The 26,401-nt window shown below is 73.6% G+C and carries 19 protein-coding genes and 1 tRNA gene; 8 read left to right on the forward strand and 12 right to left on the reverse strand.

Annotated elements, in window-relative coordinates; genetic code table 11:
- Positions 1 to 149: 149 nt before the first annotated feature.
- Positions 150 to 1,367 carry an aminotransferase class I/II-fold pyridoxal phosphate-dependent enzyme gene (locus tag B5M43_RS01655; RefSeq protein WP_134745757.1) on the forward strand — a complete coding sequence of 406 codons (1,218 nt, stop codon included), beginning with the start codon at positions 150 to 152 and terminating at the stop codon, positions 1,365 to 1,367.
- Positions 1,368 to 1,386: 19 nt separating this feature from the next.
- On the opposite strand, the gene B5M43_RS01660 is transcribed toward B5M43_RS01655, so the two are convergent.
- Together B5M43_RS01660 and B5M43_RS01665 are read right to left on the reverse strand one after the other, a co-directional pair.
- Positions 1,387 to 2,190: a carbon-nitrogen hydrolase family protein gene (locus B5M43_RS01660; protein WP_374198144.1), complete on the reverse strand. Its 804-nt coding sequence runs from the start codon at positions 2,188 to 2,190 to the stop codon at positions 1,387 to 1,389.
- Entirely contained in the window at positions 2,187 to 2,684 is a 498-nt protein-coding gene (locus B5M43_RS01665; protein ID WP_134745756.1) for a DUF6328 family protein, read from the reverse strand. The genes B5M43_RS01660 and B5M43_RS01665 overlap by 4 nt, the downstream gene beginning before the upstream one ends.
- Positions 2,685 to 2,861: 177 nt before the next feature.
- Here B5M43_RS01665 and B5M43_RS01670 point away from each other — a divergent pair, with 177 nt between their 5' ends.
- Positions 2,862 to 3,152, forward strand: a complete 291-nt coding sequence (locus tag B5M43_RS01670) for a hypothetical protein (RefSeq protein WP_134745755.1) — start codon at positions 2,862 to 2,864, stop codon at positions 3,150 to 3,152.
- Between the two features lie 105 nt (positions 3,153 to 3,257).
- Here B5M43_RS01670 and B5M43_RS01675 read toward each other — a convergent pair.
- The 3 genes from B5M43_RS01675 to B5M43_RS01685 form a co-directional block, all read right to left on the reverse strand.
- A tRNA-Met gene (locus tag B5M43_RS01675) sits at positions 3,258 to 3,331 on the reverse strand.
- Between the two features lie 185 nt (positions 3,332 to 3,516).
- On the reverse strand, positions 3,517 to 6,420 hold the full coding sequence (locus B5M43_RS01680; RefSeq protein ID WP_134745754.1) for a UPF0182 family protein: 2,904 nt from the start codon (positions 6,418 to 6,420) through the stop codon (positions 3,517 to 3,519).
- Between the two features lie 67 nt (positions 6,421 to 6,487).
- Complete coding sequence (locus B5M43_RS01685; protein ID WP_134745773.1) at positions 6,488 to 7,531, reverse strand: PDZ domain-containing protein; 1,044 nt, start codon at positions 7,529 to 7,531, stop codon at positions 6,488 to 6,490.
- A gap of 189 nt (positions 7,532 to 7,720) precedes the next feature.
- Between B5M43_RS01685 and B5M43_RS01690 the strand changes: the two genes are divergently transcribed.
- Entirely contained in the window at positions 7,721 to 9,187 is a 1,467-nt protein-coding gene (locus B5M43_RS01690) for a zinc-dependent metalloprotease (protein ID WP_055989656.1), read from the forward strand.
- A gap of 790 nt (positions 9,188 to 9,977) precedes the next feature.
- Here B5M43_RS01690 and B5M43_RS01695 read toward each other — a convergent pair.
- Together B5M43_RS01695 and nudC are read right to left on the reverse strand one after the other, a co-directional pair.
- On the reverse strand, positions 9,978 to 11,756 hold the full coding sequence (locus tag B5M43_RS01695) for an ATP-dependent helicase (protein ID WP_134745753.1): 1,779 nt from the start codon (positions 11,754 to 11,756) through the stop codon (positions 9,978 to 9,980).
- Positions 11,753 to 12,664, reverse strand: coding sequence for an NAD(+) diphosphatase (gene nudC / locus B5M43_RS01700; RefSeq protein WP_230667513.1), 912 nt, complete (start codon positions 12,662 to 12,664; stop codon positions 11,753 to 11,755). Before nudC ends, B5M43_RS01695 begins: the two co-directional genes overlap by 4 nt.
- Before the next feature lie 129 nt (positions 12,665 to 12,793).
- Here nudC and B5M43_RS01705 point away from each other — a divergent pair, with 129 nt between their 5' ends.
- Positions 12,794 to 14,089 (forward strand): phosphotransferase, encoded by a 1,296-nt coding sequence (locus tag B5M43_RS01705; protein ID WP_134745751.1) that lies wholly within the window; start codon positions 12,794 to 12,796, stop codon positions 14,087 to 14,089.
- On the opposite strand, the gene B5M43_RS01710 is transcribed toward B5M43_RS01705, so the two are convergent.
- Genes B5M43_RS01710 through B5M43_RS01720 form a run of 3 tightly spaced genes read right to left on the reverse strand, consistent with a single transcriptional unit; the run spans position 14,014 to position 21,573 of the window.
- Positions 14,014 to 17,535, reverse strand: a complete 3,522-nt coding sequence (locus B5M43_RS01710; protein ID WP_134745750.1) for an ATP-dependent DNA helicase — start codon at positions 17,533 to 17,535, stop codon at positions 14,014 to 14,016. The genes B5M43_RS01705 and B5M43_RS01710 overlap by 76 nt on opposite strands.
- Positions 17,532 to 20,762, reverse strand: coding sequence for an ATP-dependent DNA helicase (locus B5M43_RS01715; RefSeq protein ID WP_134745749.1), 3,231 nt, complete (start codon positions 20,760 to 20,762; stop codon positions 17,532 to 17,534). Before B5M43_RS01715 ends, B5M43_RS01710 begins: the two co-directional genes overlap by 4 nt.
- Before the next feature lie 10 nt (positions 20,763 to 20,772).
- Positions 20,773 to 21,573 (reverse strand): fructosamine kinase family protein, encoded by an 801-nt coding sequence (locus B5M43_RS01720; protein ID WP_055989665.1) that lies wholly within the window; start codon positions 21,571 to 21,573, stop codon positions 20,773 to 20,775.
- 128 nt (positions 21,574 to 21,701) lie between these two features.
- On the opposite strand from B5M43_RS01720, the gene B5M43_RS01725 reads away from it, so the two are divergent.
- Genes B5M43_RS01725 through B5M43_RS01735 form a run of 3 tightly spaced genes read left to right on the forward strand, consistent with a single transcriptional unit; the run spans position 21,702 to position 22,883 of the window.
- A complete protein-coding gene (locus tag B5M43_RS01725) occupies positions 21,702 to 21,923 on the forward strand; it encodes a DUF3107 domain-containing protein (RefSeq protein ID WP_055989668.1) in 222 nt (73 codons plus the stop codon).
- A gap of 5 nt (positions 21,924 to 21,928) precedes the next feature.
- Positions 21,929 to 22,219, forward strand: coding sequence for a hypothetical protein (locus B5M43_RS01730; protein ID WP_134745748.1), 291 nt, complete (start codon positions 21,929 to 21,931; stop codon positions 22,217 to 22,219).
- 1 nt (position 22,220) lies between these two features.
- Entirely contained in the window at positions 22,221 to 22,883 is a 663-nt protein-coding gene (locus tag B5M43_RS01735) for a DUF6226 family protein (protein ID WP_134745747.1), read from the forward strand.
- On the opposite strand, the gene B5M43_RS01740 is transcribed toward B5M43_RS01735, so the two are convergent.
- Complete coding sequence (locus B5M43_RS01740; protein ID WP_134745746.1) at positions 22,880 to 23,596, reverse strand: ferritin-like fold-containing protein; 717 nt, start codon at positions 23,594 to 23,596, stop codon at positions 22,880 to 22,882. The two genes, B5M43_RS01735 and B5M43_RS01740, sit on opposite strands and share 4 nt — an antisense overlap.
- Positions 23,597 to 23,804: 208 nt before the next feature.
- Between B5M43_RS01740 and B5M43_RS01745 the strand changes: the two genes are divergently transcribed.
- The gene (locus tag B5M43_RS01745) at positions 23,805 to 25,226 is read left to right on the forward strand and encodes a DEAD/DEAH box helicase (protein WP_134745745.1); all 1,422 of its coding nucleotides are present in this window, start codon (positions 23,805 to 23,807) and stop codon (positions 25,224 to 25,226) included.
- Between the two features lie 198 nt (positions 25,227 to 25,424).
- Here B5M43_RS01745 and B5M43_RS01750 read toward each other — a convergent pair whose 3' ends face one another.
- The gene (locus B5M43_RS01750; protein WP_230667515.1) at positions 25,425 to 26,315 is read right to left on the reverse strand and encodes a PHP domain-containing protein; all 891 of its coding nucleotides are present in this window, start codon (positions 26,313 to 26,315) and stop codon (positions 25,425 to 25,427) included.
- Positions 26,316 to 26,401 lie beyond the last annotated feature (86 nt).

Raw genomic sequence — 26,401 nt, forward strand, 5'->3', positions numbered from 1 at the left:
GTACAGATGCTTCGGGGATGCGAGCGCTTCAGGTTTCCGAAGCCCTTCCAGGGTCGCGCCGTTTCCTTTGCGAAACCTATGACGGCAGTATGGCGTCTGTGTGACCGCCCGAGGGCGCTGCGCGGCGGGCCCGGCGGTAGCCTGGCGGGATGCGAGACGTAGCCGGCGCCTGGCGGCGCACCGCCGAGGGGGCGGGACTCCTGCGGACCGATCCGAGCGGCGGCGGGGTGGTCGTCGGCAGCACGATCTTCGCCGAGATGACGGCTCTGGCGGGCCGCACCGGGGCGATCAACCTCGGTCAGGGGTTTCCCGACGAGGACGGCCCCGCCGAGGTGCTCGAGGCGGCCAGGGACGCGATCGCGCGCGGCGCCAACCAGTACGCGCCCGGTCCCGGCATCCCCGAGCTCCGCCAGGCCATCGCCGAGCATCAGCAGCGCTTCTACGGGCTCGGCCACGACCCCGATGGCGAGGTCCTGGTCACCACGGGGGCGACCGAGGCGCTCGCATCCGCGCTGCTGGCGCTGATCGACGGCCCCGAGGACGAGGTGGTCGTGTTCGAGCCGTACTACGACTCCTACGCGGCCTGCGTGGCGCTCGCCGGCGCGACCCTCCGCACCGTGCCGCTGCGCTGGCCGGACTTCCAGCCCGACCTCGACGAGCTCGCGGATGCCGTGACCGACCGCACCCGCGTCATCCTGGTGAACAACCCGCACAACCCGACCGGCACGGTCTTCGAGCGGCGCGTGCTCGAGGAGATCGTGCGCCTGGCGCACCTGCACGACGCCGTCGTGGTGTCGGACGAGGTGTACGAGCACCTGACGTTCGACGCCCCGCACCTGCCCGTCGCGGCGCTTCCCGGCGCCGCCGAGCGCACGCTCACCATCTCGTCCGGCGGCAAGACGTTCCGCACCACCGGATGGAAGATCGGCTGGGCGTGCGGGCCCGCCGAGCTGATCACGGCCGTCCAGACCGTGAAGCAGTTCCTGACCTATACGAGCGGGTCGCCGTTCCAGCCGGCGATCGCCGCCGGGCTGCGTCTGCCGGACGCGTTCTTCGCCGGGATCGCGGCCGACATGAAGCGCAAGAGCGAGATCCTCGGCGAAGGCCTGCGGGCCGCGGGCCTGGCGGTGTCCGCGCCGCGCGGCTCGTACTTCACGGTCGCCGACGCGTCGTCCCTCGGCGTCGCGGACGCCGACGCGTTCTGCCGCGGCGAGCTCGCGCAGGCCGGCGTGGTCGCGATCCCGCTCACGGCGTTCGTGACGCCGGAGCGCCGGGCGGAGTACGCCTCGCTCGTGCGCTTCGCGGCGTGCAAGCGCACCGAGGTCCTCGACGAGGCCGCCGCGCGCCTGGCGGCCTACGCCCGCTGAGGGCGACCGCCGCGCCGGCTCAGCGCGGTACCACGCGGTATCGACGCAGGGCGAGCGCGGGGTTCACGCGGCGCACCGTCGCGATCGCGTCGCGGTCGGCCCATCCGACCGTCACGTCGGTCGAGGTGCCCACCGCCGCGATCGTGACGCCCTGCGGGTCGATCACGGCGGAATGACCCACCCCGAGCGTGGGGGGATGATCCGCCGCGGCCACGTACATCGTGTTCTCGATCGCGCGCGCGGTCAGCAGCGTCGTCCAGTGGTGCTCCTTGAGCGGTCCGCGCACCCACTCGGCGGGCACGAGCGCGACGTCCGCGCCCGCATCGGCGAGCGTCCGCGCGACCTCCGGGAAGCGCAGGTCGTAGCAGGTCATCAGGCCGAACGTGAGGCCCGCGACCTGGAACATCTCCGGCTCCGACAGCTCGCCCGCCTCGATCCAGTCCGACTCGCGCTGGCCGAACGCGTCGTACAGGTGCTGCTTGCGGTAGCGGGCGATCACGCCGGAGGCGTCGACGGCGACGACCGTGTTGCGGACGTGGCCCTCGTCGCTCGCGCGCTCCACGAGCCCGGCGACGACGACGATCCCCAGCTCGGCGGCGACCTGCGTGAGCATCTGCACGAAGGGGCCGTCGAGCGCCTCGGCGTGGGCCGCCAGCGTCTCGTCGAACGGATCGGTGAAGAAGCTCGAGTACTCCGGGAACACCACGACGTCCGCGCCCCGGTCGGCGCCGCGCCGCGCGAGCTCGGCCACCGCCTCGCGGTTCGCCGCGACGTCGGCGGTGGGGGCGAACTGGGCGACGCCGATCCCGACGGGCGCGGTCACGATTCGCCCCGCCGATTGCGCCGGGACCGCAGGAAGAACGGCACGATCAGCCACAGCACGACGACGAACACCGCCAGCAGGATGGCGGCGATCCACGACGCCGTGTCGCTCACGACCACGTCGAAGATGAACGCGACCACGCCCACCAGCAGCAGCGAGACGATCACGAGCGCGGACTGCAGGGACGCGTGACCGTAGGCGACGATCGTCCCCTTGGCCCCCTCGCGGAACAGGATGCGATGCAGCGCGACCGGAGCCAGCGCGATCACGGCGCTCAGCGCCGAGAGCACGACCAGCACCAGGTAGAAGATCCGCTGCCCCTCGGCCAGGTCGAGGAACGCCGGCTGGAACGCGAGCGCGAGCAGGAATCCCGTCAGGATCTGGGTGCCGGTCTGCAGCACGCGCAGCTCCTGCAGCACCTCGATCCAGTTACGGTCGTACCGCTCGGCCGGGGTCTCGTTGCGCAGCGCGTCGCGATCGGTGGAGCCGGTCATGCGCCCATCCTCCCGCCGTGCGCCCACGCGGGCAAACCCGCACGCCGCGGCTCGACAAGCTCGCGGCGCGGGTCCTCGCCTGGGGCTGGAAGGGAGTGGGCACATCAGGTCCTCGGTCCGTGGGCGCGAGCGGCGTTCGACGCGCGCACCGCGATCCGGACTGACAGGATGTGCCTCATGAGCAACGACACAGCCACAGAGGAGCCGCCGCACGGCTTCGCTCTCTGGACGATCGCGGTCCTGGCGTGGATCACGTGCCTGGCCCTCGTCATCACGTTCACGGCGATGGATGAATTCCAGTCCGCGCGCGTCGGGGTCGGCGCCTGGGCGGACATCTTCCTGCACGTGGGCATCGCGTCCACCGTGGGCGCGATCGTCCTCGGGGGCGTGCGCGCGAGCCTGCGACACCGTCTGCCCGCCCAGGAGCAGTACGACCGCGCGCAGTCCGAGGCGACTCAGGAGCCCTAGCGCCCGGAATCCTCGTGCTCGACGTCGCGAGATCCGGTTCGCTCGACAACCCACCCCTGCGCATGGCAAAAGACCCGGTCAGAAGACCGGGCCTTTCGCTTTTTGTTGCGGGGGCAGGATTTGAACCTACGACCTCTGGGTTATGAGCCCAGCGAGCTACCGAGCTGCTCCACCCCGCGGCACAAGAGTTAACTTTAGCACGCGATCCCAGAGGTGGCCAATCGGGGCGGTCACCCGTGATTCCCGGGCGCGTCGCCGGGCGTTCATCCGCGCGTCAACCTGCCCCGGGCCAGGAGAAAGCCGCGAGGCGAGGAGAATCCGGGTGGGATCGTCCTCGCCTCGCGGCGTCTTCCTTGTGTCGCGGTCACTCCCCGCTGAGCTCGACGAGCCGCTGCACAGCCTCGTTGAGGCGCTGGTCGGCCTCCGCGTAGGCCACCTGGTCGTCGGACGCCAGGGCGGCCTGCTTGTCGGTGAGGGCCTGCTGCGCGTCGGCGAGCGCCTGGGCGTACGCGTCGCCCTCTGCGGGCGGCTCGGTGCCGGGGTCGGCGGGCGGTTCGGCACCGGGGTCGGCCGGCTCCTCGCCCGGTTCGACCGGCGTGACCTCCTCGTCGCCCGTCTCGGCACCCGAGTCGCCGCCGAACAGCGTGTCGAGCGCGTCGGCGAGCGTGTCCTCGAAGGCGAGCTGGTCGCCGAACGCCACGAGCACCTTGCGCAGCAGCGGGTAGGTCGTCCCACCGGTCGACTGCACGTACACGGGCTGCACGTACAGCAGACCGCCGCCGACCGGCACGGTCAGCAGGTTGCCGAGCCGGACGTTCGAGTTGCCGATCTGCAGCACGTTCATCTGCGACGCGATCTCGGCGTCCGAGTCGAACGCGTTCTGCACCTGGCCGGGGCCGGGCACGGTCGTGTCGGCCGAGATCTCGAGCATCCGGAGCTTGCCGTAGTCCTCGCGCTTGACGCCGTCCTCGCTGCCGGCGTCCGAGTCCACCGAGAGGTAGCCCATCAGCACGTTGCGCTGGCCGCCGTCCGGGATGAACGTCGTGAACATCGAGAACGTCGGCTCGTCCTGGCCGGGCATCCGCATCGACAGGTAGTACGGCGGCTGCAGCACCTGGTCGTTCGCGGGGTCCGGCGGCGTCGCCCACGCGTTGTCCCGCTGGTAGAACGCGCCGGCGGTGTCGACGTGGTACGTGCCGAGCATCGCCCGCTGCACCTTGAACAGGTCCGTCGGATAGCGCACGTGGCTCATCAGCTCGCCCGACATCTCGCTGATCGGCTCGACGGTCGAGGGGTAGACCTTCTGCCACGCCTGCAGCACCGGGTCCTCCTCGTCCCACGCGTACAGCGTGACGCTGCCGTCGTAGGCGTCGACCGTGGCCTTGACCGAGTTGCGGATGTAGTTGATGTCGTCCAGACGCAGGTTCGGCGTCGGGTTGGTGGAGTCGCTGATCGCCTGCGACAGGCTCACGCCGGTCGAGTACGGGTACGTCGCGCTGGTGGTGTACGCGTCGACGATCCACACGATGCGACCGTCGACCACGCTCGGGTACGGGTCGCTGTCGATCGTCAGGTACGGCGCCACCTTCTGCACGCGCACCGCCGGGTGGCGGTCGTACAGGATCTGCGACTCCTCGTTCACGTTGTCCGAGAACAGGATCTGCTCGGACTGGAACTTCATGGCGTACAGCAGCTTGTGGAAGAAGCCGCCGATGCTCGGACCGCCGTCGCCCTCGAACGTGGTGCGGGTCTCGCTCGCGCCCTCCTGGCCGCGCGGGTAGTCGAGCTCCAGCGGGTCCGTGCCCTCCGGGGCGCCCACGATCGAGTACTCGGGCGAGTTCTCGCCGAAGTAGATGCGCGGCTCGTAGTCGAGCTCGGACAGGAAGCCCGACGACGGGATGTCGCTCTCGATGAAGACCGGCTCGCCCTCGTTCGTGCGCTCGTTGCCCTTCGCGGCGACGAGACCGTAGCCGTGGGTGTAGACCATGGTCGTGTTCTGCCAGGTCTGCGCGCTGTCGTCGAGCTGCTGCAGGTCGAGCTCGCGGACCGCCACGACGGTGTCCTGGGTCTCGCCCTCGATCTCGTACCGGTCGACGTCGAGCCGCTCGTTGAAGCCGTAGTACGCGCGGTACTGCTGCAGCTGGCGCACCGTGGGGCTGATGATCGCGGGGTCCATCAGGCGCAGCGAGGCGGTGGTGTCGGCGTCGTTGCGCAGCTGGCCCGCGGCGGCCTCGGTCTCGGCGCTGAACTCGGTCTTCTCGATCCCGTCGAGGCCGTAGGCCGCCCGGGTCATGTCGACGTTGCGCTGGTAGTAGTCCATCTCGAGCGCGCGCTGGTTGGGGCGCACCTGGAACGTCTCCACGGCCCACGGGTAGCCGACGCCCACGACGAGCGACGTGACGATGAGCAGCGCCGTCGCGACCAGCGGGTAGCGCCAGCGGCCGATCACGGCGGTCACGAAGAACAGGATGGCCACGAGCGCAGCCACGACGGCGAGGATCGTCTGGCCGGGGATGACCGCGTTGACCTCGGTGTAGGCCGGACCGGTGATGCGGTCGCCCGGCGCCACGAGCGTGGCGTAGCGGTCGAGCCACAGGCTGACGGCCTGGATCAGCAGGTAGACGCCCGCGATCACCGCGAGCTGGATGCGGGCCGGCTTGGAGATGCGCAGCTCGCCCTGGCCCGCGCGGACGGAGCCGTACAGGTACGACACCGCGCCGGTCATGAGGAGGCTGATCAGCGTGACGGCCGAGGCGAAGCCGACGATGGCCTGATAGAAGGGCATCGCGAACATGTAGAAGCCGGTGTCGAGCCCGAACTCGGGGTCGGTCTGCCCCGTCGCGACACCGTTGATCCAGAGCCAGGTGGTCTCCCACTGGGCCGAGGCGGCGAAGCCCGCGAAGAAGCCGAAGAACACCGGGATGCCCCACATCGCCAGGCGGCGGAGCGGCTCGACGACCTCCTGGTAGCGGTCCAGCTGCGAGCTCAGCCGCGCGTAGACGGGGCGCAGGCGGTACGCGAGGAAGATCGCGAGCCACACGGGCGCGGCCATCGCGACGAACCCGATCACGAACATCACCACGCGCGCCAGCCATTGCGTGGTCAGCACGTTCTCGAAGCCCAGCTGGGCGAACCAGAGGAACTCGGCGTAGAGGTTCGAGAAGGCGAAGAACGCGACGACGAGACCGGCGATCACCGCCAGGGAGGTCGTCACTATGCGTCGGAACGGGGACGGCGCGGCCGTCCTGGGCGCGGAGGTCGTGGTCACCTTCTCAGTCTAGGCATGGGTGTCTATGCCCCTGCCGCGAGGATCGGCGCCCCTCGCGATCCGTCCGTCAGCCGCAGGTAGGCAGCTCGGCGGTGTCGCCGGACTCGATCCCCTCGAGGGCCTCGAGGGCGTCGTCGAGGGACTCGACCGAGAAGACGTGCAGCCCGTCGGGCACGTGGTCGACCACCTCGCCGCAGTTCGCGGCCGGGGCCAGGAACCACTCGGCGCCCGCCTCACGCGCGCCGTACAGCTTCTGCCGGATGCCTCCGATCGGGCCCACGGTGCCGTCCGCCGCGATGGTCCCCGTGCCCGCGACCTGCTCGCCGCCGTTCAGCGGGCCGGGAGTGAGCACATCCACGATGCCCAGGGCGAACATCATGCCGGCGCTCGGCCCGCCGACGTTGTCGAGCTGGATCTTGACGTCGAACGGGAAGTCGAAGGTCGTGGTCAGCGTGATGCCGATCAGCCACGCGGTCTCGCCGTCGATCGCGGCCTGCTCCGGCGTGATCCGGACGCTGTCCCGCACGCCGTCGCGCTCGTAGACGATCTCGACCGGGTCGCCGCCGCCCTGCTGGATGAGCTCGCGCAGCGCGGCCGCGTCGGCCACGCGCGTGCCGTCGGCCGACACGATCTCGTCGCCCGGCTCCAGGAGACCCGCCGCGGGCACGTCGTCGCCGGCCAGGGCCGCGACCTCAACCTCGGCGCCCACGTCGTGACCGAGCTCGCTCAGCGCGGCGGCGGTCGCCTCGGCCTGCGAGTCGACCATCAGGGTGGCGTTCTGCTCGTCCCGCTGCTCGGTGCTCACGCCCTCGGGGAACACGGCGTCGATCGGCACGACCGCCCGCGACGGATCGGCCCACGCGAGCGCCAGCTCGAACCAGGAGGGCGTGCGCTCGCGGTTGCCCACGACCTGCACGGTGGTCAGGTCGAGCGTCCCGGACGTCGGGTAGGTCTCGGCGCCCGAGATCTCGATCAGCGGCAGCTGCTCGCCGTCGGCCGACTCGGCGGTGCCGATCGTGTTGTACACGGGACCGGGGCGCTGGATGACGTACGCGGTCGGGAGGAAGGTCAGCACGACCAGCACGACGATGGCCACGACGACCGCCCACATGCCCGCCAGAGTGCGGCGCGGCAGCGCGTGCTCGCGGACCGGCTCCGCACCCTCGTACTGCGTCACAGCTTCCTTTCGCGCCGTCGTTCGCGGGCGGCGTACAGCGCTCGCGGCGAAGCCCGGGCTGGGCGGGGACGGGTGAGACTAGCGTAGTTCTCGATCGGACTGACCGGCTGAAAGGCGGCTGACGTGGCAGATGACGACCGCTCCCCCGAGGAGCAGTTCCAGGAGCTGATGCGGCAGCTGTTCGGCGCGTCCGGCGAGGACTTCGATCCGTCGCAGTTCGCGCGGATGGACCCCGAGCAGCTCGCCCGCCTGACGGGCGGGCAGATCGACCCGGCGACGCTCTCGCAGGTCATGCAGAACCTGCAGAGCGCGTTCCGGCAGTCGGGCGGCGGCATCCCCTGGGAGGTCACCAAGCGCCAGGCGCTGCACCTGTCCAACCAGGACGGCCTGAGCGTCACGCAGGGCCAGCGCAGCGATCTCGACCAGGCCTTCCACCTTGCGGACCTGTGGCTGTCGGAGGCGACCGCGATCTCGGACCTCGGCAGCATGCCGCGCGCGATCACACGCGGCGAGTGGGTCGAGCAGAGCCTGGCCGTCTGGCAGGAGCTCGCCGAGCCCGTGGCGACGAGCGTCGCCGACGCCCTGACGGAGAGCCTGAGCTCGCAGGTCCCCGAGGAGATGCAGGGGCTCGTCGCCAACGCCGGCCAGGTGATGCGCAGCGTCGGCGGCTCGCTGTTCGCGACCCAGCTCGGCCAGGTCGTCGGCAAGCTGTCGCTCGAGGTCGTCAGCGGCGGCGACGTCGGCATCCCCGTGCTCCCCGCCGGGACGGCGGCCATCCTGCCGCAGAACTTCGCGGATCTCGGCCGCGGCCTGGAGATCCCGGACGATCAGCTGGCGCTCTACGTCGCGGCGCGCGAGCTGGCGCACGCGCGCCTGTTCCGTCACGCCAAGTGGCTGCGCCTGCACGTCCTGTCGCAGGTGACGGAGTACGCGCGCGGCGTGCACATCGACACCGAGCGGCTGGAGGAGATGGCGTCGCGGTTCGACCCGTCCGACATGGACGAGCTGCGCGCGGCCCTGGAGAGCGGCGCGCTCCTGCCGCAGCAGACCGAGGCGCAGAAGCGCGCTCTCGACCGCCTCGAGAACATGCTCGCCCTGATCGAGGGATGGGTCGACGTCGTCACCGCCGACGCGACCGCGCGGATCCCGAACCTCGACCGCATCGCCGAGGCGATCCGCCGCCGCAGAGCCGTAGGAGGGCCCGCGGAGGACGCCCTCGGCGCGCTCGTGGGGCTCAAGCTGCGACCGCGCCGCCTGCGCGAGGCCGCCGCGATGTGGCGCGCGGTGACCGAGGCGGTCGGCATCGAGGCCCGCGACGCGCTGTGGGACTCCCCCGACTTCGTCCCCGAGTCCACCGACATCGACGACCCGTCGGCGCTGATCGCGCGGCTCGAGGCGAGCCAGCGCGGCGAGGCGCCCCAGCGGGACGAGATGGACGACGCGCTCGATCGGCTTCTCGCGGAGGCCGAGCACGGCCGCCCGGAGGACGCCGGTCCGGACGACGCAGGGGGCGCGGGATCCGGCGGCGGTGACGACGAGGGTCCGGGGACGCCAGACGGCGGCACGCCGGAGGGCCCCCGCCCCGTGTGAGCCTCGTCCACAGGCCGGCGCCCAGCACGGGCGGAGCCGGTCCTGTGGACAGCGCCGCCGCCCGCCGGCGCGGGCGAGCACGATGGCGGCATGACGATCCTGCGACTCGATCCCGCGCTCCCGGCCCTCTGGCGCGACGAGCGCACGCTGCAGCTGGGCGCGCACGCCGTCGTGACGCTGCCGGATCCCCCGCCCTGGCAGCAGCGCGTGCTGCACGCGATGGAGCGCGGGGTCGCGCCGGCGACGCTCGCCCGGCTCACGGCGGCTCTCGAGGTGCCGCCGGCCGAGCTCGAGGCGTTCCTGGTGCTCGTGGACGCGGCGCTCGCCCGTCCGCAGGAGGTCCCGCGGATCTCCCTCTGGGCCGCCGACGGCGTGGACGCGACCACGTGCACGGACGTCGCCGAGGCGCTCGGCGCGGCGGGCTTCGCGGCCACGTGGCCGCCCACCGGGGCCGCGGTGGACGCCGACGCGGTGGTGCTGCTGGCACAGCATCACGTCCCGCCGCACCTGCCCGCGCGCCTCATGGCCGGGGACGTCGCCCACCTGCCGGTCGTGTTCGACGGGGGAGGTGCGACCGTCGGGCCGCTCGTCGCGCCCGGGCGCACGGCGTGCCTGGCGTGCCTGGCCGCGCACGAGCGCGACCGGGATCCGGCCTGGCCGGCCATCGCGGCGCAGCTCGTCGGGCGCCGGCCCGTGCCCGTGCCGCGGCCCAGGGCGATGGAGGCGGGCTCCCTCGCCGCCCGGCTGCTGCGCGACGCGCCTCGGGCCGACGCCGCGGCGCAGCGCGGCGTCAGGGCGACGACGTCCGTGCGCCAGGACGCCGAGGCGCGCCGGTCGTGGCGGTCGCACCGCCCTCATCCCGAATGCCTCTGCCGGTCGGCGACGCCGGCGGGCGCCGATCATCGCCCGCACGCAGGTGCGGACCGATCTCGGCGAGGAAGCGAGACGGCGACCGCTCGCCCCGTCCCGATCCGCGAGACCACGAGATCGACAGGGTTCGCTCGGCCCGCGTGATGCCGACGTAGGCCAGGCGCCGCTCCTCGTCCACGCCCTCGAGCGACGACGCGTAGGAGATGGGCAGCAGCCCCTCGCTGAATCCCATGATGTGCACGTGCGGCCACTCGAGGCCCTTGGCGGCGTGCAGCGTCGACAGCGTCACGGTGCGCAGGGACGGCTCGTGCTGGTCCTTCGCGCGCGCCATCAGGTCGTCCGCGAACGAGCGCAGCGTCGTCCCCTGCGGGGCGTCCTCGGCCAGCCGCAGGATGGCCGCGCGCGCCTCCCAGGCGTCCCGCACCGCTCCCCCGGCGGCCGGCGGCTCGTCCTGGTGCCCGAGCCCGCGCAGCGCGGTGCGCACCTCGTCGACGAAGCCGTCGCCGTGCGGCGCGACGGCCGCGGCGCGGATCGCGAGCACGGCCTGGCGCACCTCCGGCATGTCGAAGAACCGCGTGCCGCCCAGGACGGTGGTGGCGATGCCGCGCGCGGCCAGCGCCTGCTGGATGAGCGCGGACTGCGCGTGCGACCGGTACAGCACAGCGATCTCGTCGGCCGTCGCGTTCCGCAGCTGGCGCGAGACCACGTCGGCGACGCCCTCGGCCTCGGCCTGGTCGTCGGGGTACGCGGTCACCTCGGGCTTGGGCGACGAGGACTCCCCGCGCGCGGCGACGAGCGTCAGGGCGCCGGGACGCCCGCGCATGAGGGCGTTCGCGACGTCGAGCACGGCGCCGTCCGATCGGTAGTTGCGCTCGAGGCGCACGACCGTGGCATCCGGATAGCGCGTGCCGAACTCCAGCAGGAAACGCGAGTCCGCGCCCGTGAACGAGTAGATGGTCTGGCTCGCGTCGCCGACCACGCAGAGGTCGCGGCGGTCGCCCAGCCACAGCTCGAGGAGCCGGTTCTGCAGCGGCGAGACGTCCTGGTACTCGTCGACCGTGAAGTGCCGGTACTGCTCGCGGACCGCGATCGCGACGCGGGGCTCGGCCTCGAGCATGCCGGCGCACGCGAGCAGCACGTCCTCGAAGTCGAGCTGCCGGCGCTCGTCCTTGAGCTTCTCGTACTGGCCCATGAGGTCCACCAGCTGCTCGTGCCGCAGGGACCCGACCGTGCGACCGAGCCGCGCGTACTGCTCGATCGAGCGCATCGTGACCTTGCGCCACTCGATCTGCGACGCGATGTCGCGCAGCGTCGCCCGGTCGGGCCGCAGCCGCAGCGCGTCCGCCGCGTGCGCGAGGAGCTTCACCTTGTTGTCGACGATGCGCGGCGCCTCGTCCCCGGCGATCTGCGGCCAGAAGAAGTTGAGCTGCGCGAGGGCCGCGGCATGGAAGGTCTTCGCCGACACGCCCTCGATGCCGAGCGCCCGGAGGCGCCCGCGCAGCTCCCCCGCCGCCTTGGTCGTGAACGTCACGGCCATCACGCGCTGGGGCGAGTACGCGCCCGTGTCCACGCCGTGCGCGATCCGGTGCGTGATCACGCGCGTCTTGCCCGCGCCGGCGCCCGCGAGCACGGCGACCGGCCCGCGCAGCATCGACGCCGCCTCCCGCTGGTGCTCGTCGAGGCCGTCCAGCGCGCTCATCGCTCGTCCCCCGGGGCGGTCTCGTCGTACCACGCGCGGATCAGGCGGTGCGCGATCGAGACGCCGCTCGGGAAAGCCGTGGACCCCCGGCCGGCCAGGCCCTCGCCGATCTCGTCGCGTGTGAACCAGCGCACCGCGAGGATCTCCGTGCCGTCCGGACGCGCCGCCTCGACGTCCTCGGCGACCGCCTCGAACCCGAGCATGAGCGAGCGGGGGTACGGCCAGGGCTGCGAGCCGCGGTAGCGCACGTCGCGGAGCCGCACACCCGCCTCCTCGAGCAGCTCGCGGTGGATCGCGGACTCAAGGGATTCGCCGGTCTCGACGAAACCGGCGAAGCACGAGTGCATCCGCCCGCCCCAGGCGGCGTTGGCTCCGAGCAGCAGGCGCGTGCGGCCCGGATCCGTCACCGCCACGATCACTGCGGGATCGGTGCGCGGGAAGTGCTCGCGGCCGCACGACTCGCATCGGCGCGACCACCCGGCCTGCTTGAGCACCGCGCGCCCGCCGCACGCGGGGCAGAAGCGGTGGCCGACGAGCCAGCGTCCGAGGCTCACCGCCACGATGAACGTGTGGGTCTCCCCCGGGTCCAGGGTCGCGCCGATCTCGCGCAGCCCCGCCCAGCCGGCGGGGGCGTCGAACGGCTCCGGCTCGGCCGGATCGAACGCCGCGACGAGCACCGCCGCACCGTCGGCGTCGCGACCGAGGAAGCCCCATTCGGCGCCCGCCGGGACGTCGGCGGGCGCGACAGCGTGCAGGGCGGGGACGTCGCCGGCCGCGCGCGGAGCCGCGTCTCCGCGCACCGCGAGCACGCGCGTGGACGCGTCGCCGCGCAGGCGCTCCAGCAGACCGGGGAGCTCCCGCTCGGGTGCCGCGAGGTCGCTCGCGATCACGGCGGCGGATCGGCTCATCGACATCTCCTCGCGTCGCGCGCACGGGCTGTCCGACGGTGTCTCCGACGGGCGGACGTCCGCGGGCGCCTGGCCCTCGCGGGCGTGGCGCGGTGGGGCGCCGGGACGTTGCGACCTAACCTGGGAGGCATGGCACGCTCTCCTCTCACTCTAGCGGCGGCCGTCACGGCGGCCGTCCCGGACGTGGAGGTCGTCGGCGTCCGGCGCCTCACCGCGGGCGGCGGCGGGCGCTTCGACGCCGCGGTCGCCCGTCTCGCCGACGGCCGCGAGCTCGTGGCGCGCGTCGCCTCCGAGGAGAGCGTCGACCAGGAGATCGCCGCCGAGGTGGTCGCGCTGCGCGCCCTCACCCCCGGCGTGCGCGGCATGCTGCCGTTCCTGGCGCCCGAGTACGTCGGCGCGACCGCGCTGCCGGGCGGACGGGCGATCGTCACGACGTTCGTGCCCGGCTACCTGATCGACGCCGACGAGATCCCGCCCGGCGAGGGCGCCGCCACTTCCGTGGGCCGAGCACTGGCCGCGCTGCACGCCCTGCCGCCGTCCGTCGTCCGCTCGGCCGGGCTGCGTGAGCGCACGGCTGAGCAGTCCCGTGCCGAGGTGCGCCGGCTGATCGACGCGGCCGGCGCGAGCGGCCGGCTGCCGGTGCGGCTGACCGTGCGCTGGCGCGACGCGGTGGACGACGACCGCCTCTGGGCGTTCGAGCCGGCCGTCGTGCTCGGCGGCACGCAGGCCACGTCGTTCCTCTACACCGACGACGAGCGGGGAGCCCCGGCCGTCTCCGGCGTGCTCGACTGGCACGGGCTCTCGATCGACGACCCGGCCGTCGACCTGCGCTGGATCGCCTCGGCCCCGGATGCCGCGCGGGACATCTTCCGTGCCTACGGCGAGGCCGCGCACCGCGCGCCGGATGCCGGGGCGCGGGTCCGCGCGCGCCTGCACGCCGAGCTGGAGTTCGCTCGCTGGCTCGTGCACGGGCTCGAGGCGCACCGCGCGGATGTCGTCGCCGACGCCGCCCGGCTGCTCGAGTCGCTCACGGAGGGCGTGCGCGACGACGTCCTGCTGGCCGAGATCGACGACGACGGGCGCACCGACATCGACGACGCGCTCACCGTGCTGGCGAACGTGCCCGCCACTCCCGCCGCGCCGGCCGTCGACACGTCGATGCAGACCGACGCGTTCGACCCGGACGAGCTGTCGCTCGCGGCCGACGGCTCGTGGAGCGACGACATGCGGGCGCGGGCCGCGTCCGCAGCCAACGAGACGCAGCCGCTCGACCCGTCCGAGTTCGTGGGCGTCACCACGCCGGAGGGCGAGCGCCCGGCTGAGGCCGATCCGGTCTCGCCGGACGAGGATCAGCGCGACGCGGAGGAGGCGCGCCGCTCGGCGCGCGCCGCGTTCCAGCGCTGGACCAGCTCCTCCTCGGAGTAGATCCGGTCGCCGCGGATGACGAGGTCGTCCGCGACGTAGTACAGCGCGACGTCGATGCGGTCGAGCGGCACCCCGTGCCGGCGGTGATACGCGAGGCGGTAGAGCGCGAGCTGGAGCATGCGCTCCTCGCGCTCGGCCGCGGTGCGGGGCGCCTTGCCGGTCTTCCAGTCGACGATCTCGATCCGGCCGTCCCGCTCGTACACCGCGTCGAGCTTGCAGATCACGATGTGCGCGGGCGATCCGCCGGGCTCCGAGGCGAGCGCGAAGTCGATCTCGGTCTCGACCTCGAGCGGCTTCCGGTGCGCCCACTCGCTGCGCAGGAACGTCTCGCGCAGGCGCGCGAGCGCGGCCTCGTCCTCGGCCGAGACCTCGGTCTCGGGCGTCGCGGCGTCCGACCAGATCTCCTCGTCGCTCTCCCACAGGGCGTCGTCGGTCGACGATCCAGCCCCCGCGATGCCCGAACGCTGCTCGACCCACTGGTGGAATAGGGTGCCGATGCGGGTCTGCGTGTACGGCCGCTCGGGCAGCGGACGGTCGATGGACGCCACGGTGCCGGCGAAGTCGGCGACGTAGTCCTTGAACCGCGACGCCGGGATGCGGGTCGGCGCGGCGGGCCGCCGGCCGCGGCTGCGCTCCTCGCGCTCGGCGAGCAGTCGGGCGGCCTGATCCGTGGGCTCGGCCGGGGCCGTGGCGCGCACGAGCTCGGCCGCCGCCATCACGCGGCCGCGCCGGTTCCCGAGGGGGTCGAGCGGCCACTGGCGCGTGAGCGCGGTGCCCTCGTACGGGTTGTCGTCCTTGTCGACCTCCCCGACCTCCTCCAGCCCCAGCTCCTCGATCAGCTCGACGAGGTACGGGCTGGGGCGCCGCGGCGACTTCTGGCCCGCCCAGTGCGCCCCGGTCAGCAGCAGGTCGCTGCGGGCCCGGGTCACGGCCACGTAGGCGAGCCGGCGCTCCTCCTCCTGCTGGTAGTCGCGGTAGGCGTCCTTGAAGCGCACCAGCGCGCCGCCGTGCGGGTAGGCCTTGGTGCGGCCCGCCGCGAGCGAGTCCAGCGCGGCCTTGTGCCGCTTGAGGGGATCCTCCCCCGCCTCGGCCATGGCTCCCGCGGGATCCCAGCCGAACCGCGGCAGCGCGGCCGCGTCGCCGCGGAGCGAGAACGGCGCCACGCCGAACCCGAACCAGCCCGACGTGTCGCTCACGCGGCTCGGGAGCTCGTCCTCGACCATCCGCACGACCGCGACCGCATCCCACTCGAGGCCCTTGGAGCCGTGGATCGTGAGGAGCTGGACCACCCCGGGCTCGGGAGGCTCGGTGCGCGGCATGAGCTCGTCGGTGGACTCGGCCTTGTCGAGCCAGGCCAGCAGGCTGCCGATCGTGCCGCGCTCGTCGGCGGCGAGGAACCCGCGCACCTCGTCGACGAACGCGCGCAGCTGCGTCGACGCGACGCGCGCCGATCCGCGCGTCTCGTTGGCCGCGAGCTCGATGTCCAGGCGCAGCTCTCCCTCGATCAGGCGGATCAGCTCCGGGATGGGCTGCCCCACCGCGCGGCGCAGCCGGTCGAGCATCTCTCCCGCGCTCCGAAGGCGCGCGCGTCCCTCCGGCGTGATCCCCTCGAGCAGGCGGTAGTCGTCGCGCGCCGTGCGGACGAAGTCCAGGGCGTCGACGATCGACACGGCCTCGTCGACCCCGGCCGAGGTGCGCAGCCGGTCCTTCAGCTCGTCCGGCAGCGGGGCGAGAGAGCCGTCGCGCACGGCGAGCGTGGCCGCCAGGTCGTACAGCGCGGCCATGTCGGCGACCCCGATCCGGAAGCGCGGGCCCACGAGCAGGCGGATGAGTGCCGAACCCGCGGTGGGGTCGTGCAGCACCCGCAGCACGGACACGACGTCGGTGACCTCCGGCGTGGAGAGCAGGCCGCCGAGGCCCAGGATGCGGTGCGGGATGCCGCGGTCGCCCAGCGCCTTCGCGAAGGTCTGCATGTGCTTCTTGGACCGGAACAGGATCGCGCCCGTGTGCGGCTTGTCGCTCGTGTGCTCCTCGCGCACCCGCGCGAACCAGTCGGCCACGGCCGCGGCCTCGTCGTCGACGGTGAGCTCGAACCTCGACGACACGCGTCCCTCGCCGGCGCCCGGGCGGGGCTCGAGCTCCGGCACGGTGAACGAGCCGCGGCCCTGCAGCGGGCGCAGCACGCGGTTCGCGGCCGCGAGGATCCGCGCGTCGTTGCGCCAGCTCGTCATCAGGCTGAAGTGCGCGGCGGGCACCTCGCGCGCGAACGCGGAGTCGAACGCGTACAGGTTGTCGGCGCTCGCGCCGCGCCAGCCGTAGATGGACTGGTGCGGGTCGCCGACCGCCATCACGGTGCCGTCCCGGAAGAGCTCGGCCAGGAAGCGCGTCTGGATCACCGAGGTGTCCTGGTACTCGTCGAGCAGCACGACCCGGTACTGCGCCCGCAGGTCCTCGCGCACCTGCGGCGCGGTCTCGACGATCTCGTAGGCGCCGTTCACCTGATCCGCGAAGTCGAGCACGCCGCGGCGCTGCTTCTCGGCGATGCAGTCGCGCACGAGCTGCACCAGGATCGGCGTGGCGAGCAGGTTCGCAGCTGCCTTGTCGACCGCCTCCTTCTCCCGGTACGGCTCGAACGCCGCCGCCTGGTCGAGCGCGACGCGCTGCAGCTCGTCGAGGTCGATGCGGTGGTCGAGCACCTCGGCCGACAGCCGCTGCACGGCGTCCACGACGCCGTTCAGCGCGCGGTCGACCTCTTCGAGGCCGGGGATCTGCGCCCGCAGCACCACCTGCCGCGCGATCAGCCACGACGCGGACTGGCTGAGCATCCCGGCGTCCGGGTCGCGGCCGATGCGGGCTGCGTGCTCGCGCACGATCGAGTCGGCGAACGCGTTGTAGGTCGCCACGCGCGGCCGGATCATGAGGTCGTCGACCGTGCGCGGCGCTGTCGGGTCCCATCCGGTGTCGAAGGATCGGGCCAGCGCGTCGAGCACCTCGCGCCGCACCACCTCGCGCTGGGCGGGCGTCGCGGCGGCCTCGATGCGCGCCAGGGCGCCGCTGCGCACGACGTCCCGCAGGTGCGGCAGCAGCCCGCGCCGCCCGAACTCGTCGATCAGCGCGAGGCGGGCGCCGATCCGCTCGGCGAGCTCGCCGGCCGCCTTGCGGGTGAAGGTCAGCCCGAGGATCTCGTCGCGCCGGACGTGCTCGTTCGCGACGAGCCACACCACGCGGCCCGCCATGGTCTCGGTCTTGCCGCTGCCGGCCCCCGCGACCACGAGCGCCGGGCTGGGCGGCGCCTCGATCACGCGCTGCTGGGCCTCGGTGGGCGTCGGCAGGCCCAGCGCGGCGGCGATGTCGGTCGCGGCGATGCCGTGTCCGCCGCGCCACTCCGGCGCCGCGCCGCCTGCGGCCGGCTCGGGAATCGGATCGAGGTCGGTGCGCAGGGTCATGCGCTCACCGCGTCGATCGTGTGGATGCGGCAGGGTTTCACGAACATCCCCTCGGTGCAGTGCGCGTCGACCTGGGCCGTGAAGCTGCTCGCGGACATCCCGCGCGCCGCCTCGGCCACGCGACGCAGGAACTGCGCGCGGGGCTCGTCGGCCAGCCGGTGCTGGTGCGCGACGCGGTAGTCGCTCTTGGCGAGCGTCTGCGAGACGATCACGAGGCGCGCACCGGCCAGCGAGCCCGCCGGCGCGCCCTCGACGAGCCCCTCCTGCACGGCGACCTGATACGCGGCCAGCTGCGCGTGCTCGACGACGTCGCCATCGCCGGGCTTCTCGTAGCGGCCGCTCTTCAGGTCCACGACGACGACGTGCTCGCCGGCCGCCGGATCGCCGCACTCCATGGCGGTCCAGCCTCGCGAGCGCCCGGGCGCATGCTCCCCCGCGCCCGTCGGGTACGTCTCCACGCGGTCGATCACACCGCTCACCACGGCGCGCTGCGGGCCGTGGATCTCGTCGCCCACGTACACGGCCGGGGGCGCGTCCTCGGCCGGGCGGGTGTCGACCGCGAAGCGGAACGGGGCCTCGGACGCCACATGCGCTCCCCCGTCGGCGCGCACGGCCGTCAGGTAGGCGTGCAGGCGATCGACGTAGAGCTCGGCCCTCGCGCGCTCCTTCGCGGCGATCCACGGGGTCTCGAAATCGAGCTCGCGCCAGCGCTCCGCGAGCACGGCGCGCAGACCCTCGAGGTCTCCGTCGGGGTGCCGCTCGAGCGCGGCGTGCAGGATGCTGCCGATGCCGGCGCTCGGCGGGGTGACCGTGCTGCCGCCGAGGCTGTCGATGACCCAGCCGAGACCGCACTCCTCGAACGCCTCGAGCCGCGACGGCGAGACGCGCGCGGGCCCGGCGTCGAGGTCGCGCAGGGGCGCGTCCGTCGACGGCTCGCGCACGCCGTACCACTCGCGGGGGTCGGCGCCGGGCACTCCCGCGGCGGCGAGCATGGCGAGCTGCCCGGCGGCCTCGGCCCGCGCCTGCTCGTCGCCCGACTCCGTCAGCGCGCGGCGATGCCGTGCGACCAGCCCGCGCAGCGTCAGCGGATGCTCCGCGCGGCCGTCGTCGGGCGGCGGGTCGGGCAGGAAGGAGAACAGCGCGCTCGGGCCCGTGTCGTCATCGTCCACCGCGGTCACGAGCAGGCGCGTGCGCGCGCGGGAGACCGCCCGCACGAACAGCCGCAGCTCGTCGTGCATGGCCGCGCGCCGCCGGTCCAGCACGCCCGCCGGCTCCGCCCCGGCGCGGCCGTCGCGATGCGCGGCGACGGCGTCGGCGAGACGCCACGACTCCAGCAGCCCGCCGCGCAGGCGCACGTTCGGCCAGACGCCCTCCTGCACCCCGGCGATCACGACGGCGTCGAACTCCACGCCGAGAGCGTTCGCGGGGGTCATCAGCGTGACGGCGCCCTCGCGCTCGGGGGCCGCCAGCATGTCCTCCGGGACATCGCTGTCGAGGATCTCGCGGATGAACGGCTGCGGGCCCTCCTCCGGGCTCCGCTCCACCGAGCGCTTCGCCGCCGCGAACAGCGCGACCAGCCCGTCGAGGGCGCGCCCGATCTCGGCCGCGAGCGGGCCCTGCCCCTGCGCCGCCTCGTGCCACGCCCGGTCCAGGCGGCGGCCGTCGCCGGTGCGCGCACGGTCCCACACCAGCCACAGCAGCTCGTGGATGGTCGCCCCGCGCGCTCCTTCCTCGTGGACCAGCCGCAGCGTCTCGGCCAGGCGCCGCCCGGTGCGGGCCTCCGGGGTGTCGATCAGGTCGAACGTCGCCGGGTGCCCCAGCGCCTCGTGCAGCAGCTCGCGCGCCGGGCGGTTGCCGCCGTCGGCGAGCTCGGCGTGGCGCATGTGGGCCCGCAGGCGGCGCAGACCGACGCCGTCCAGCCCGCCGAAGGGCGAGCGGAGGGCCTCCACCAGCCGCTCGGCGTCGCGCTCGGCGTGGGCCTGCAGGCCGAGCCGCACGATCTCCACGATGTCGTGCACGACCGCCTCGCTGCCGAGGGGCCGCTGGACGCCTGCCGCGCGCGTCGGAACCTCGCGCGCCGCGAGCTCGGCTTCGAGCATCGTGAGCTGCCGCGTGTCGTGCGCGATCACGGCCATGCCGGACCACGGCACGCCTCCGAGCAGGTGCCAGTCCCGGAGGGTCCACGCGATCCGGTCGACCTCCTCGTACGGAGACGCGGCCAGGCACGTCGAGACGGCGCCGTCGTCCTCGGCCTCAGGACCCGGCGGGCGGCGGTGCGCGACCACGCCGCTCGTGCCGATGGCCTGCGTGACCGAGCGCGTCAGCCGCGTCAGCGCGGGCGCGGCCCGGTGCGCGCCGTCGAGCACGAACCGCTCCCCCAGCGCCGTCGCGAGCTCCAGGAAGAGCTCCGGCGTCACGCCGCGGAACGCGCCGGATCCGACATCGGGGTCGCCGAACGCGAGCACCGCGACGCCCCGTGCGCGCAGCGCCCGCACGACGGCGACGCCGCCGCGGGTGAGCTCCTGGGCGTCGTCGATCAGCACGATGCGCAGCCGCTCGAGCCCGGCGATCACCGCGCCGGCGCGCAGGGAGGCCGCCGCCTCGGCGTAGAGCTCCGCGACCTCGCGATGGGGCGAGCGCATGCCGTCCAGCACGTTCCGGTAGTCCCTCGCGAAGCCGGCGACGGCCGTCCAGGCCGGCACCCCCATCCCCTCCAGCTCGTCGGGCCCCACGCCGAGCTCGGCGAGCTCGCTGAGGAACGCACGCAGCTCCGAGCGGAAGCCCTTCGAGGCGCGCACCGGCGCGGCGAGGTCGGCCGGCCAGCGGACGACCCCGTCCCGCTCGTCCTCCTCGTCGCCCGCCAGGATGTCGGCCACGATCCGGTCCTGATCGGCGCCCGTGAGCAGCTTCGGCGGTTCCTCGCCGCGGCGCACCGCCTCGGCGCGGACGACCTGGAACGCGAACGAACCGATCGAGCGGGCGAGCGGACCGGGGGTCGCGACGGCGACGCGCACCCCGAGCTCGTCGCGCAGCCGCGTCGCCGATGCGCGCGTCGGCGTGAGCACGACCACCTCGTCGGACGCCGCCCCGCGAGCGAGCAGACGCGCGACGCGCTCGACCAGGACCGCGGTCTTGCCGGTGCCGGGCGCGCCGATCACCGTGCCCGACGCGTCGCCCGGCAGCTCGAGGACGGCGCGCTGCCCGGCGTCCCACTCGCGAGAGGTCATGCCGTCCACGCTAGAGGCGGCCCCGGACATCGGCGCGATCGCGCCCGGCGAGTGCGAGCACGGCCGCGGCCGCACGCGCGAGCTCGACGCCGTAGGCACGTCCGTGGCCGGCGGCGTGCACCGCGAGGGGATGCAGCTGATGCAACGGGACGCGCGCCCGCCAGCCGTCCCGCAGCGGATGCGCCGCGTCGTATCCGGCCAGGATCTCGCTCAGGTGCGGCGCTCCGAACAGCGCCAGCATGGCCAGATCGGTCTCCCGGTGGCCTCCGTGCGCGGCCGGGTCGATCATCACGACGCCCTCCGGCGAGAAGAGCACGTTGCCCGCCCACAGGTCGCCGTGGACCCGGGCGGGCGGCTCGCCGTCGTCGAACGCGCCGGCGGCGACGGCGTCGCACGCCCGGCGCACGAGATCCGCCTCGTCGCACGTGACCGTGCCCGCCGCAACCGCGATGTCGAGGAACGGCAGCACCCGGTCGCGGGCGTAGAACGCGCCCCAGCTGGCCTCGTGCGCGTACGCCTGCGGCCGCCGCCCGATGAACCCGGGCCCGTCCCAGCCCTCGGGCGGCGCCCCGAACGCGGCCGCGCCCGCGTCGTGCGTGCGGGCCAGGGCCGCGCCGAACGCGCGCGCCGCCGCGGGCGTCGGCCGCGCCTCGGCGACGCGCTCGAGCACGATCCGCCCCGGCCCGACCCGGATCACGTCCACGACCCGCGCTCCCCCGTCGGCGCCGCCGAGCCAGCGCAGTCCGGCCGCCTCCGACTCGAAGAAGCCCTCGGGGGCGTGCGGGTCCTCCTTCACGACCGTCGCGCGCATGTCACCAGTCTCGGTCGATTTCGCCCTCAGCGTTCAGCGCCCTGCCGCGTCCGTGCCCTGCCATAGAGTTGACGCACGGCCCGTCCGACACGGATCGGCCGGTCAGGCGCGACGAAAGGCAGTCACCCGTGGACATCCGCATCGGCATCACCAACACCGGCCGCGAGCTGAGCTTCGAGTCGTCGGAGAGCGCCGACAGCATCAAGGCCACGGTGGCCGAGGCGATCACGTCCGGCGCCCCGCTGACGCTCACGGACGTCAAGGGCAACTCCTACATCGTGCCGACCGCGAACCTGGCGTTCGTCGAGGTCGGCAGCGAGGAGACCCGCCGCGTCGGCTTCGTGGCCTGACGCCGGTGTACATCCTCCTGGCCCTGATCGCCGCCGTGGCGATCGGCGTCGGCGTGCACTTCGCGCTGCCGCACCGCGAGCGCCGCGGCGTGGCCCTCGCCCCGTCCATCGCGGGCGCGGCGGCCGCAGTCGCCTACGGCCTGTGCACGTGGACCGGGCTGGGCGAGGCGAACATCTGGACCTGGGTGATCTCACTGGTCGCCGCCGCGGTCGTCGGCGTCGCCGGCACGGCGGCCATCACCCGCTCGCGCGCCGCGCGCGACGAGGCGACCGCCCGCCGCCTCGGCCTCGTCTGACATGACCGGGGCGGGCGGGTACGTCCGCCCGCCGATCGCGCCCGCCGTGTTCGTCGACGACCTCGGCCGTCCCTACGGGGAGCGCTGGGGCATGGTCGCGACGCCCGAGGACAGCTGCTCGGTGGTCAGCCACCCCGAGCGGTCCGCGCCACTGCACGAGGTCGCCGATGCGCTGGTCTACTGGCTGCGCGCGACATTCGACGTCCAGGCCGAGGAGCGCGCGGAGCTCGCGGCCGACCTGATGCATCCGCAGCCTTCGGTCCTGCGCGCCGTCCGGCTGACGCCGGCGCATCCGGATGCCGCATCGCTCACGTTCGTGTGGACGGACTTCCCGGGGGTGATCGTGCACGCGGGCCTGCTGCACGACTTCCCGTATCCGACCTGCGGCTGCGACGCGTGCGACGAGACGTGGCAGACCTGCGCCGACGAGCTCGAATGGCTGGTCGCGGCGGTCACGGCGGGCGGGTACGCCGAGACGCTCACGGACGGCGCGCACGCCGAGCTCTGGCACCGGCTCGCGACGACGGATCGCCGCGGGTCCGGCGGAGGGCCCGCGGGGCTCGACCGGGATGTGCTCGACGCGGCTCGTCCGGCCCTCGAGCGCCTGCCCGGCGGCTGGGCGGCCTGGCCGCGGCGGCCCGGAACCGAGGACGGCGCCCGCTAGGCCGCCAGCCCCAGGGCGTCCATGCGGCGCGCGTGCGCGGCCATGAGCGCCGTGAAGACCGGCTCGACCTTCTTCTCGTCGGCCTCACCGAGGCTCTGCGGGCGCAGTGCGGCGCGCGCGACCAGCAGCGTGTCACCCACGAGGCGACGGGCCCACATCGACAGCAGGGAGCGCATCTCGTCGTCGGCCTCGATCGTCGCCCGGATGAGGTCGACGATCAGCTCGCGGTCGCTGTCGACGTTCAGGATGCGCGCCACCCGGCGCCCCGTGTCGCCGTAGCTGGCGGCCAGCGTCCGGTAGAAGTCGTCGAGCATGCCCGCCGTGATGTGGACCGACAGCATGGTCTCGCGCGGCCGCGCCCCGATGGTCGCGCGCCGGAAGCCGTCCAGCTGCTCGCGGAAGGGCGCCATGATCTCGGTCGGCTCGGCGCCGCGATCGCGGATGACGTCGACGATCGCGCGGTGCTTGACCAGCGCGGCGCCGGCCGCGAGCGACAGCGCCTCCTTCTCCTGGAGATCGGGGGTCGCGCGGATCAGCCGCGTCAGCGTCTCGAAGTAGCCGAGCTGGAGGTACGCGGCCTGCCCCAGGAACGTGTCGACATCCGGCGCGAGCTCCTCGAAGTCGACGCGGGTGGCGTCGCCCATCTCGCCCCGCGGACGCAGCCGCAGGATGCGCGCGGGCGGGCGCCGCTCCCAGAACCTCCAGTTGACCACGGAGCCAGCCTACGGCGTCGAGGCTCCCGGACCCGAGCGATCCGCGCCCACGCGAGCGCGTCGCGCGCTCCGGGGCCGCCGCGCACCCCTCGGGTAGGCTGGTGCGGTCCCCGGCGACGGATCGGGGCCGCCGCGCCTGGAGCAGATCGAGGGCGTGGATCGCACTTCACCCAGGCAGCGCTGGCTGCCGGACAGGCTCGAGCACATCGTGACCACTTTCACCGACCTCGGCGTCGATCAGGACATCGTCGACGCCCTCGCCTCCAAGGGGATCGTCGACGCGTTCCCGATCCAGGAGCAGACCATCCCCCTGGCGATGCCCGGCCAGGACGTCATCGGCCAGGCCAAGACCGGCACCGGCAAGACCTTCGGCTTCGGCATCCCCGTGGTGCAGCGCCTCGGGCCGAACCCGGAACCCGGCGTCAAGGCGCTCATCGTCGTGCCGACCCGCGAGCTCGCAGTGCAGGTGTACGAGGACCTCGACCTGCTCACGTCGAACCGCTCCACCAGCGTCGTCGCCATCTACGGCGGCAAGGCCTACGAGGGCCAGATCGACCAGCTGAAGGCCGGCGCGCAGATCGTCGTCGGCACCCCCGGCCGCCTGATCGACCTCGCGGGCCAGCGCCTGCTCGACCTGTCCAACGCGACCGAGGTCGTGCTGGACGAGGCCGACAAGATGCTCGACCTCGGCTTCCTGGCCGACATCGAGAAGATCTTCCAGAAGGTCGCCCAGGTGCGCCACACGCAGCTGTTCAGCGCCACCATGCCGGGTCCGATCGTCGCGCTCGCGCGCCGGTTCATGTCGAACCCGATCCACATCCGCGCCACGGACCCGGACGAGGGCCTCACGCAGGCGAACATCAAGCACATCGTCTACCGGGCGCACTCGCTCGACAAGGACGAGGTCATCGCCCGCATCCTGCAGGCCGAGGGCCGCGGCAAGACCGTGATCTTCACGCGCACGAAGCGCGCCGCGCAGCGCCTGGTCGACGAGCTGACCGACCGCGGGTTCAACGTGGGCGGCGTCCACGGCGACATGGGTCAGGAGCAGCGCGAGCGCTCCATGGCCGCGTTCAAGGCCGGCAAGAAGGACGTGCTCGTCGCGACGGACGTCGCCGCGCGCGGCATCGACGTGGACGACGTCACGCACGTGATCAACCACACCATCCCGGACGACGACAAGACGTACCTGCACCGCGCCGGCCGCACGGGTCGAGCGGGCCGCACGGGCATCGCGGTCACGTTCGTGGACTGGGACGACCTGCACAAGTGGGCGCTCATCAACCGCGCGCTCGAGTTCGGCCAGCCCGAGCCCACCGAGACGTACTCGTCGAGCCCGCACCTGTACACCGACCTGGACATCCCGGCCGGCACCAAGGGACGCCTGACGACGGCCCCCAAGGCCGAGCGTCCGCAGCGCAACGAGCGCCGCAGCGAGGGCGAGGGCCGGGAGCGCACGCGCCGTCGCCGTCGCCCCGAGGACCAGGCCGCCGAGGCGCCCGCGGAGAAGCCCGAGGGCTCCGGCACCCACGACGGCGCCGGCAAGGAGCACCACGACGGCAAGCCCGCCGCGGCGCGCCGCCGCCGTCGCCGTCGCCGCACCTCGGGCCAGACGGCCCAGGGCGCCTGATCCAGCAACGCCCGGGGGCGGGACCCCGCCCCCGCGTTTCGCGAAGCACCTGTGCCGTCGTGCGAGCGTCAGCGAGCGTGGAGCGAAGCGACCGCGCGCGAAGCGCGCCCTCACGCCTCAATGGAGCGAAGCGACAGTGGTCGAGCGGCGAGCGGCACCCCGAAGGGGTGCCCGAGCCGATCGACGGGCGTGAGAGGACTAGGAATACACCGGGGCGATGCCGGTGGCGCGCTCGATGATGCGGGCCACCATCTCGTCGGTCGTGGTGTTCTCGCCCGGCAGGTTGGGCTTGCCGCGGCCGTGGTAGTCGCTCGAGCCGGTCACGATGAGGTCGCGGTCGGCCGCGATGCGGCGCAGGATGCGCTTGCCCGCCTCGGTGTTCTCGCGGTGGTCGATCTCGAAGCCGGCGAGGCCCGCGTCGATCAGATCGTGGATGACGGGCTCCGGCAGCATCCGGGCGCGACCCGAGGGCGTCGGATGCGCGATGATGACGACTCCCCCGGCCCGCGTGACGAGCTCGACGACGCGGTGCGGCGCGGGCGCGTAGTGGGGCTCGTAGTAGCCCTCGCGCGGGTGCAGGATGCCGTCGAACGCCTCGCCGCGGTCCCGCACCAGACCGCGTGCGACGAGCGCGTCGGCGATGTGCGGACGCCCCACGGTCGCGTCCTCGGTCGTCTGCGCGAGCACGTCGTCCCACGTCAGGTCGTAGTCGCGCGAGATGTTGCGCACGATCCGCTCGGCCCGGCCGATCCGGTCGCCGCGGATCCGATCTGTCTCGGCCCGCAGCGCAGCGTCGTCCGGATCGAACAGGTACGAGAGCATGTGGACGCTGCGCCACTCGTGCTTGGCCGAGAACTCCATGCCGGGCAGCAGCGTCATGCCGAGCGACACGGCCGCCTCGGCCGCCTCCGCCCATCCAGCGGTCGTGTCGTGGTCGGTGAGCGCGACGGTGCGGAGCCCGTGCCGGTGCGCCGACGCCATCACGTCGGCCGGCGGCTCGGTGCCGTCCGACCGCGCGGAGTGCAGGTGCAGGTCGCTCGGGCCGCTGAATCGCTGCGCCGGGATGCCGGTGCCGCCCAGTTCTCCCACGAGCCGATCGTAGCCGCTCGCAGGCGCCCCGGAGCGCGGCGCGTCCGGCCGCTCGGAGCCCTCCCGACATGACCCCCGGACGGTGC

This window comes from Microbacterium sp. MEC084 (assembly GCF_004514465.2).
Lineage (GTDB): Bacteria > Actinomycetota > Actinomycetes > Actinomycetales > Microbacteriaceae > Microbacterium.

What these genes read in the sequence shown, in the direction of transcription:
- B5M43_RS01665 (WP_134745756.1), bottom strand. Translation starts at nt 2,684, where the DNA reads ATGACCGGCTCCACCGATCGCGACGCGCTGCGCAACGAGACCCCGGCC.
- B5M43_RS01735 (WP_134745747.1), top strand. Translation starts at nt 22,221, where the DNA reads ATGACCGGGGCGGGCGGGTACGTCCGCCCGCCGATCGCGCCCGCCGTG.
- B5M43_RS01720 (WP_055989665.1), bottom strand. Translation starts at nt 21,573, where the DNA reads ATGCGCGCGACGGTCGTGAAGGAGGACCCGCACGCCCCCGAGGGCTTC.
- B5M43_RS01685 (WP_134745773.1), bottom strand. Translation starts at nt 7,531, where the DNA reads ATGTGGGCGGTCGTCGTGGCCATCGTCGTGCTGGTCGTGCTGACCTTC.
- B5M43_RS01715 (WP_134745749.1), bottom strand. Translation starts at nt 20,762, where the DNA reads ATGACCTCTCGCGAGTGGGACGCCGGGCAGCGCGCCGTCCTCGAGCTG.
- B5M43_RS01695 (WP_134745753.1), bottom strand. Translation starts at nt 11,756, where the DNA reads ATGAGCGCGCTGGACGGCCTCGACGAGCACCAGCGGGAGGCGGCGTCG.
- B5M43_RS01710 (WP_134745750.1), bottom strand. Translation starts at nt 17,535, where the DNA reads ATGACCCTGCGCACCGACCTCGATCCGATTCCCGAGCCGGCCGCAGGC.
- B5M43_RS01670 (WP_134745755.1), top strand. Translation starts at nt 2,862, where the DNA reads ATGAGCAACGACACAGCCACAGAGGAGCCGCCGCACGGCTTCGCTCTC.
- nudC (WP_230667513.1), bottom strand. Translation starts at nt 12,664, where the DNA reads ATGAGCCGATCCGCCGCCGTGATCGCGAGCGACCTCGCGGCACCCGAG.
- B5M43_RS01655 (WP_134745757.1), top strand. Translation starts at nt 150, where the DNA reads ATGCGAGACGTAGCCGGCGCCTGGCGGCGCACCGCCGAGGGGGCGGGA.
- B5M43_RS01705 (WP_134745751.1), top strand. Translation starts at nt 12,794, where the DNA reads ATGGCACGCTCTCCTCTCACTCTAGCGGCGGCCGTCACGGCGGCCGTC.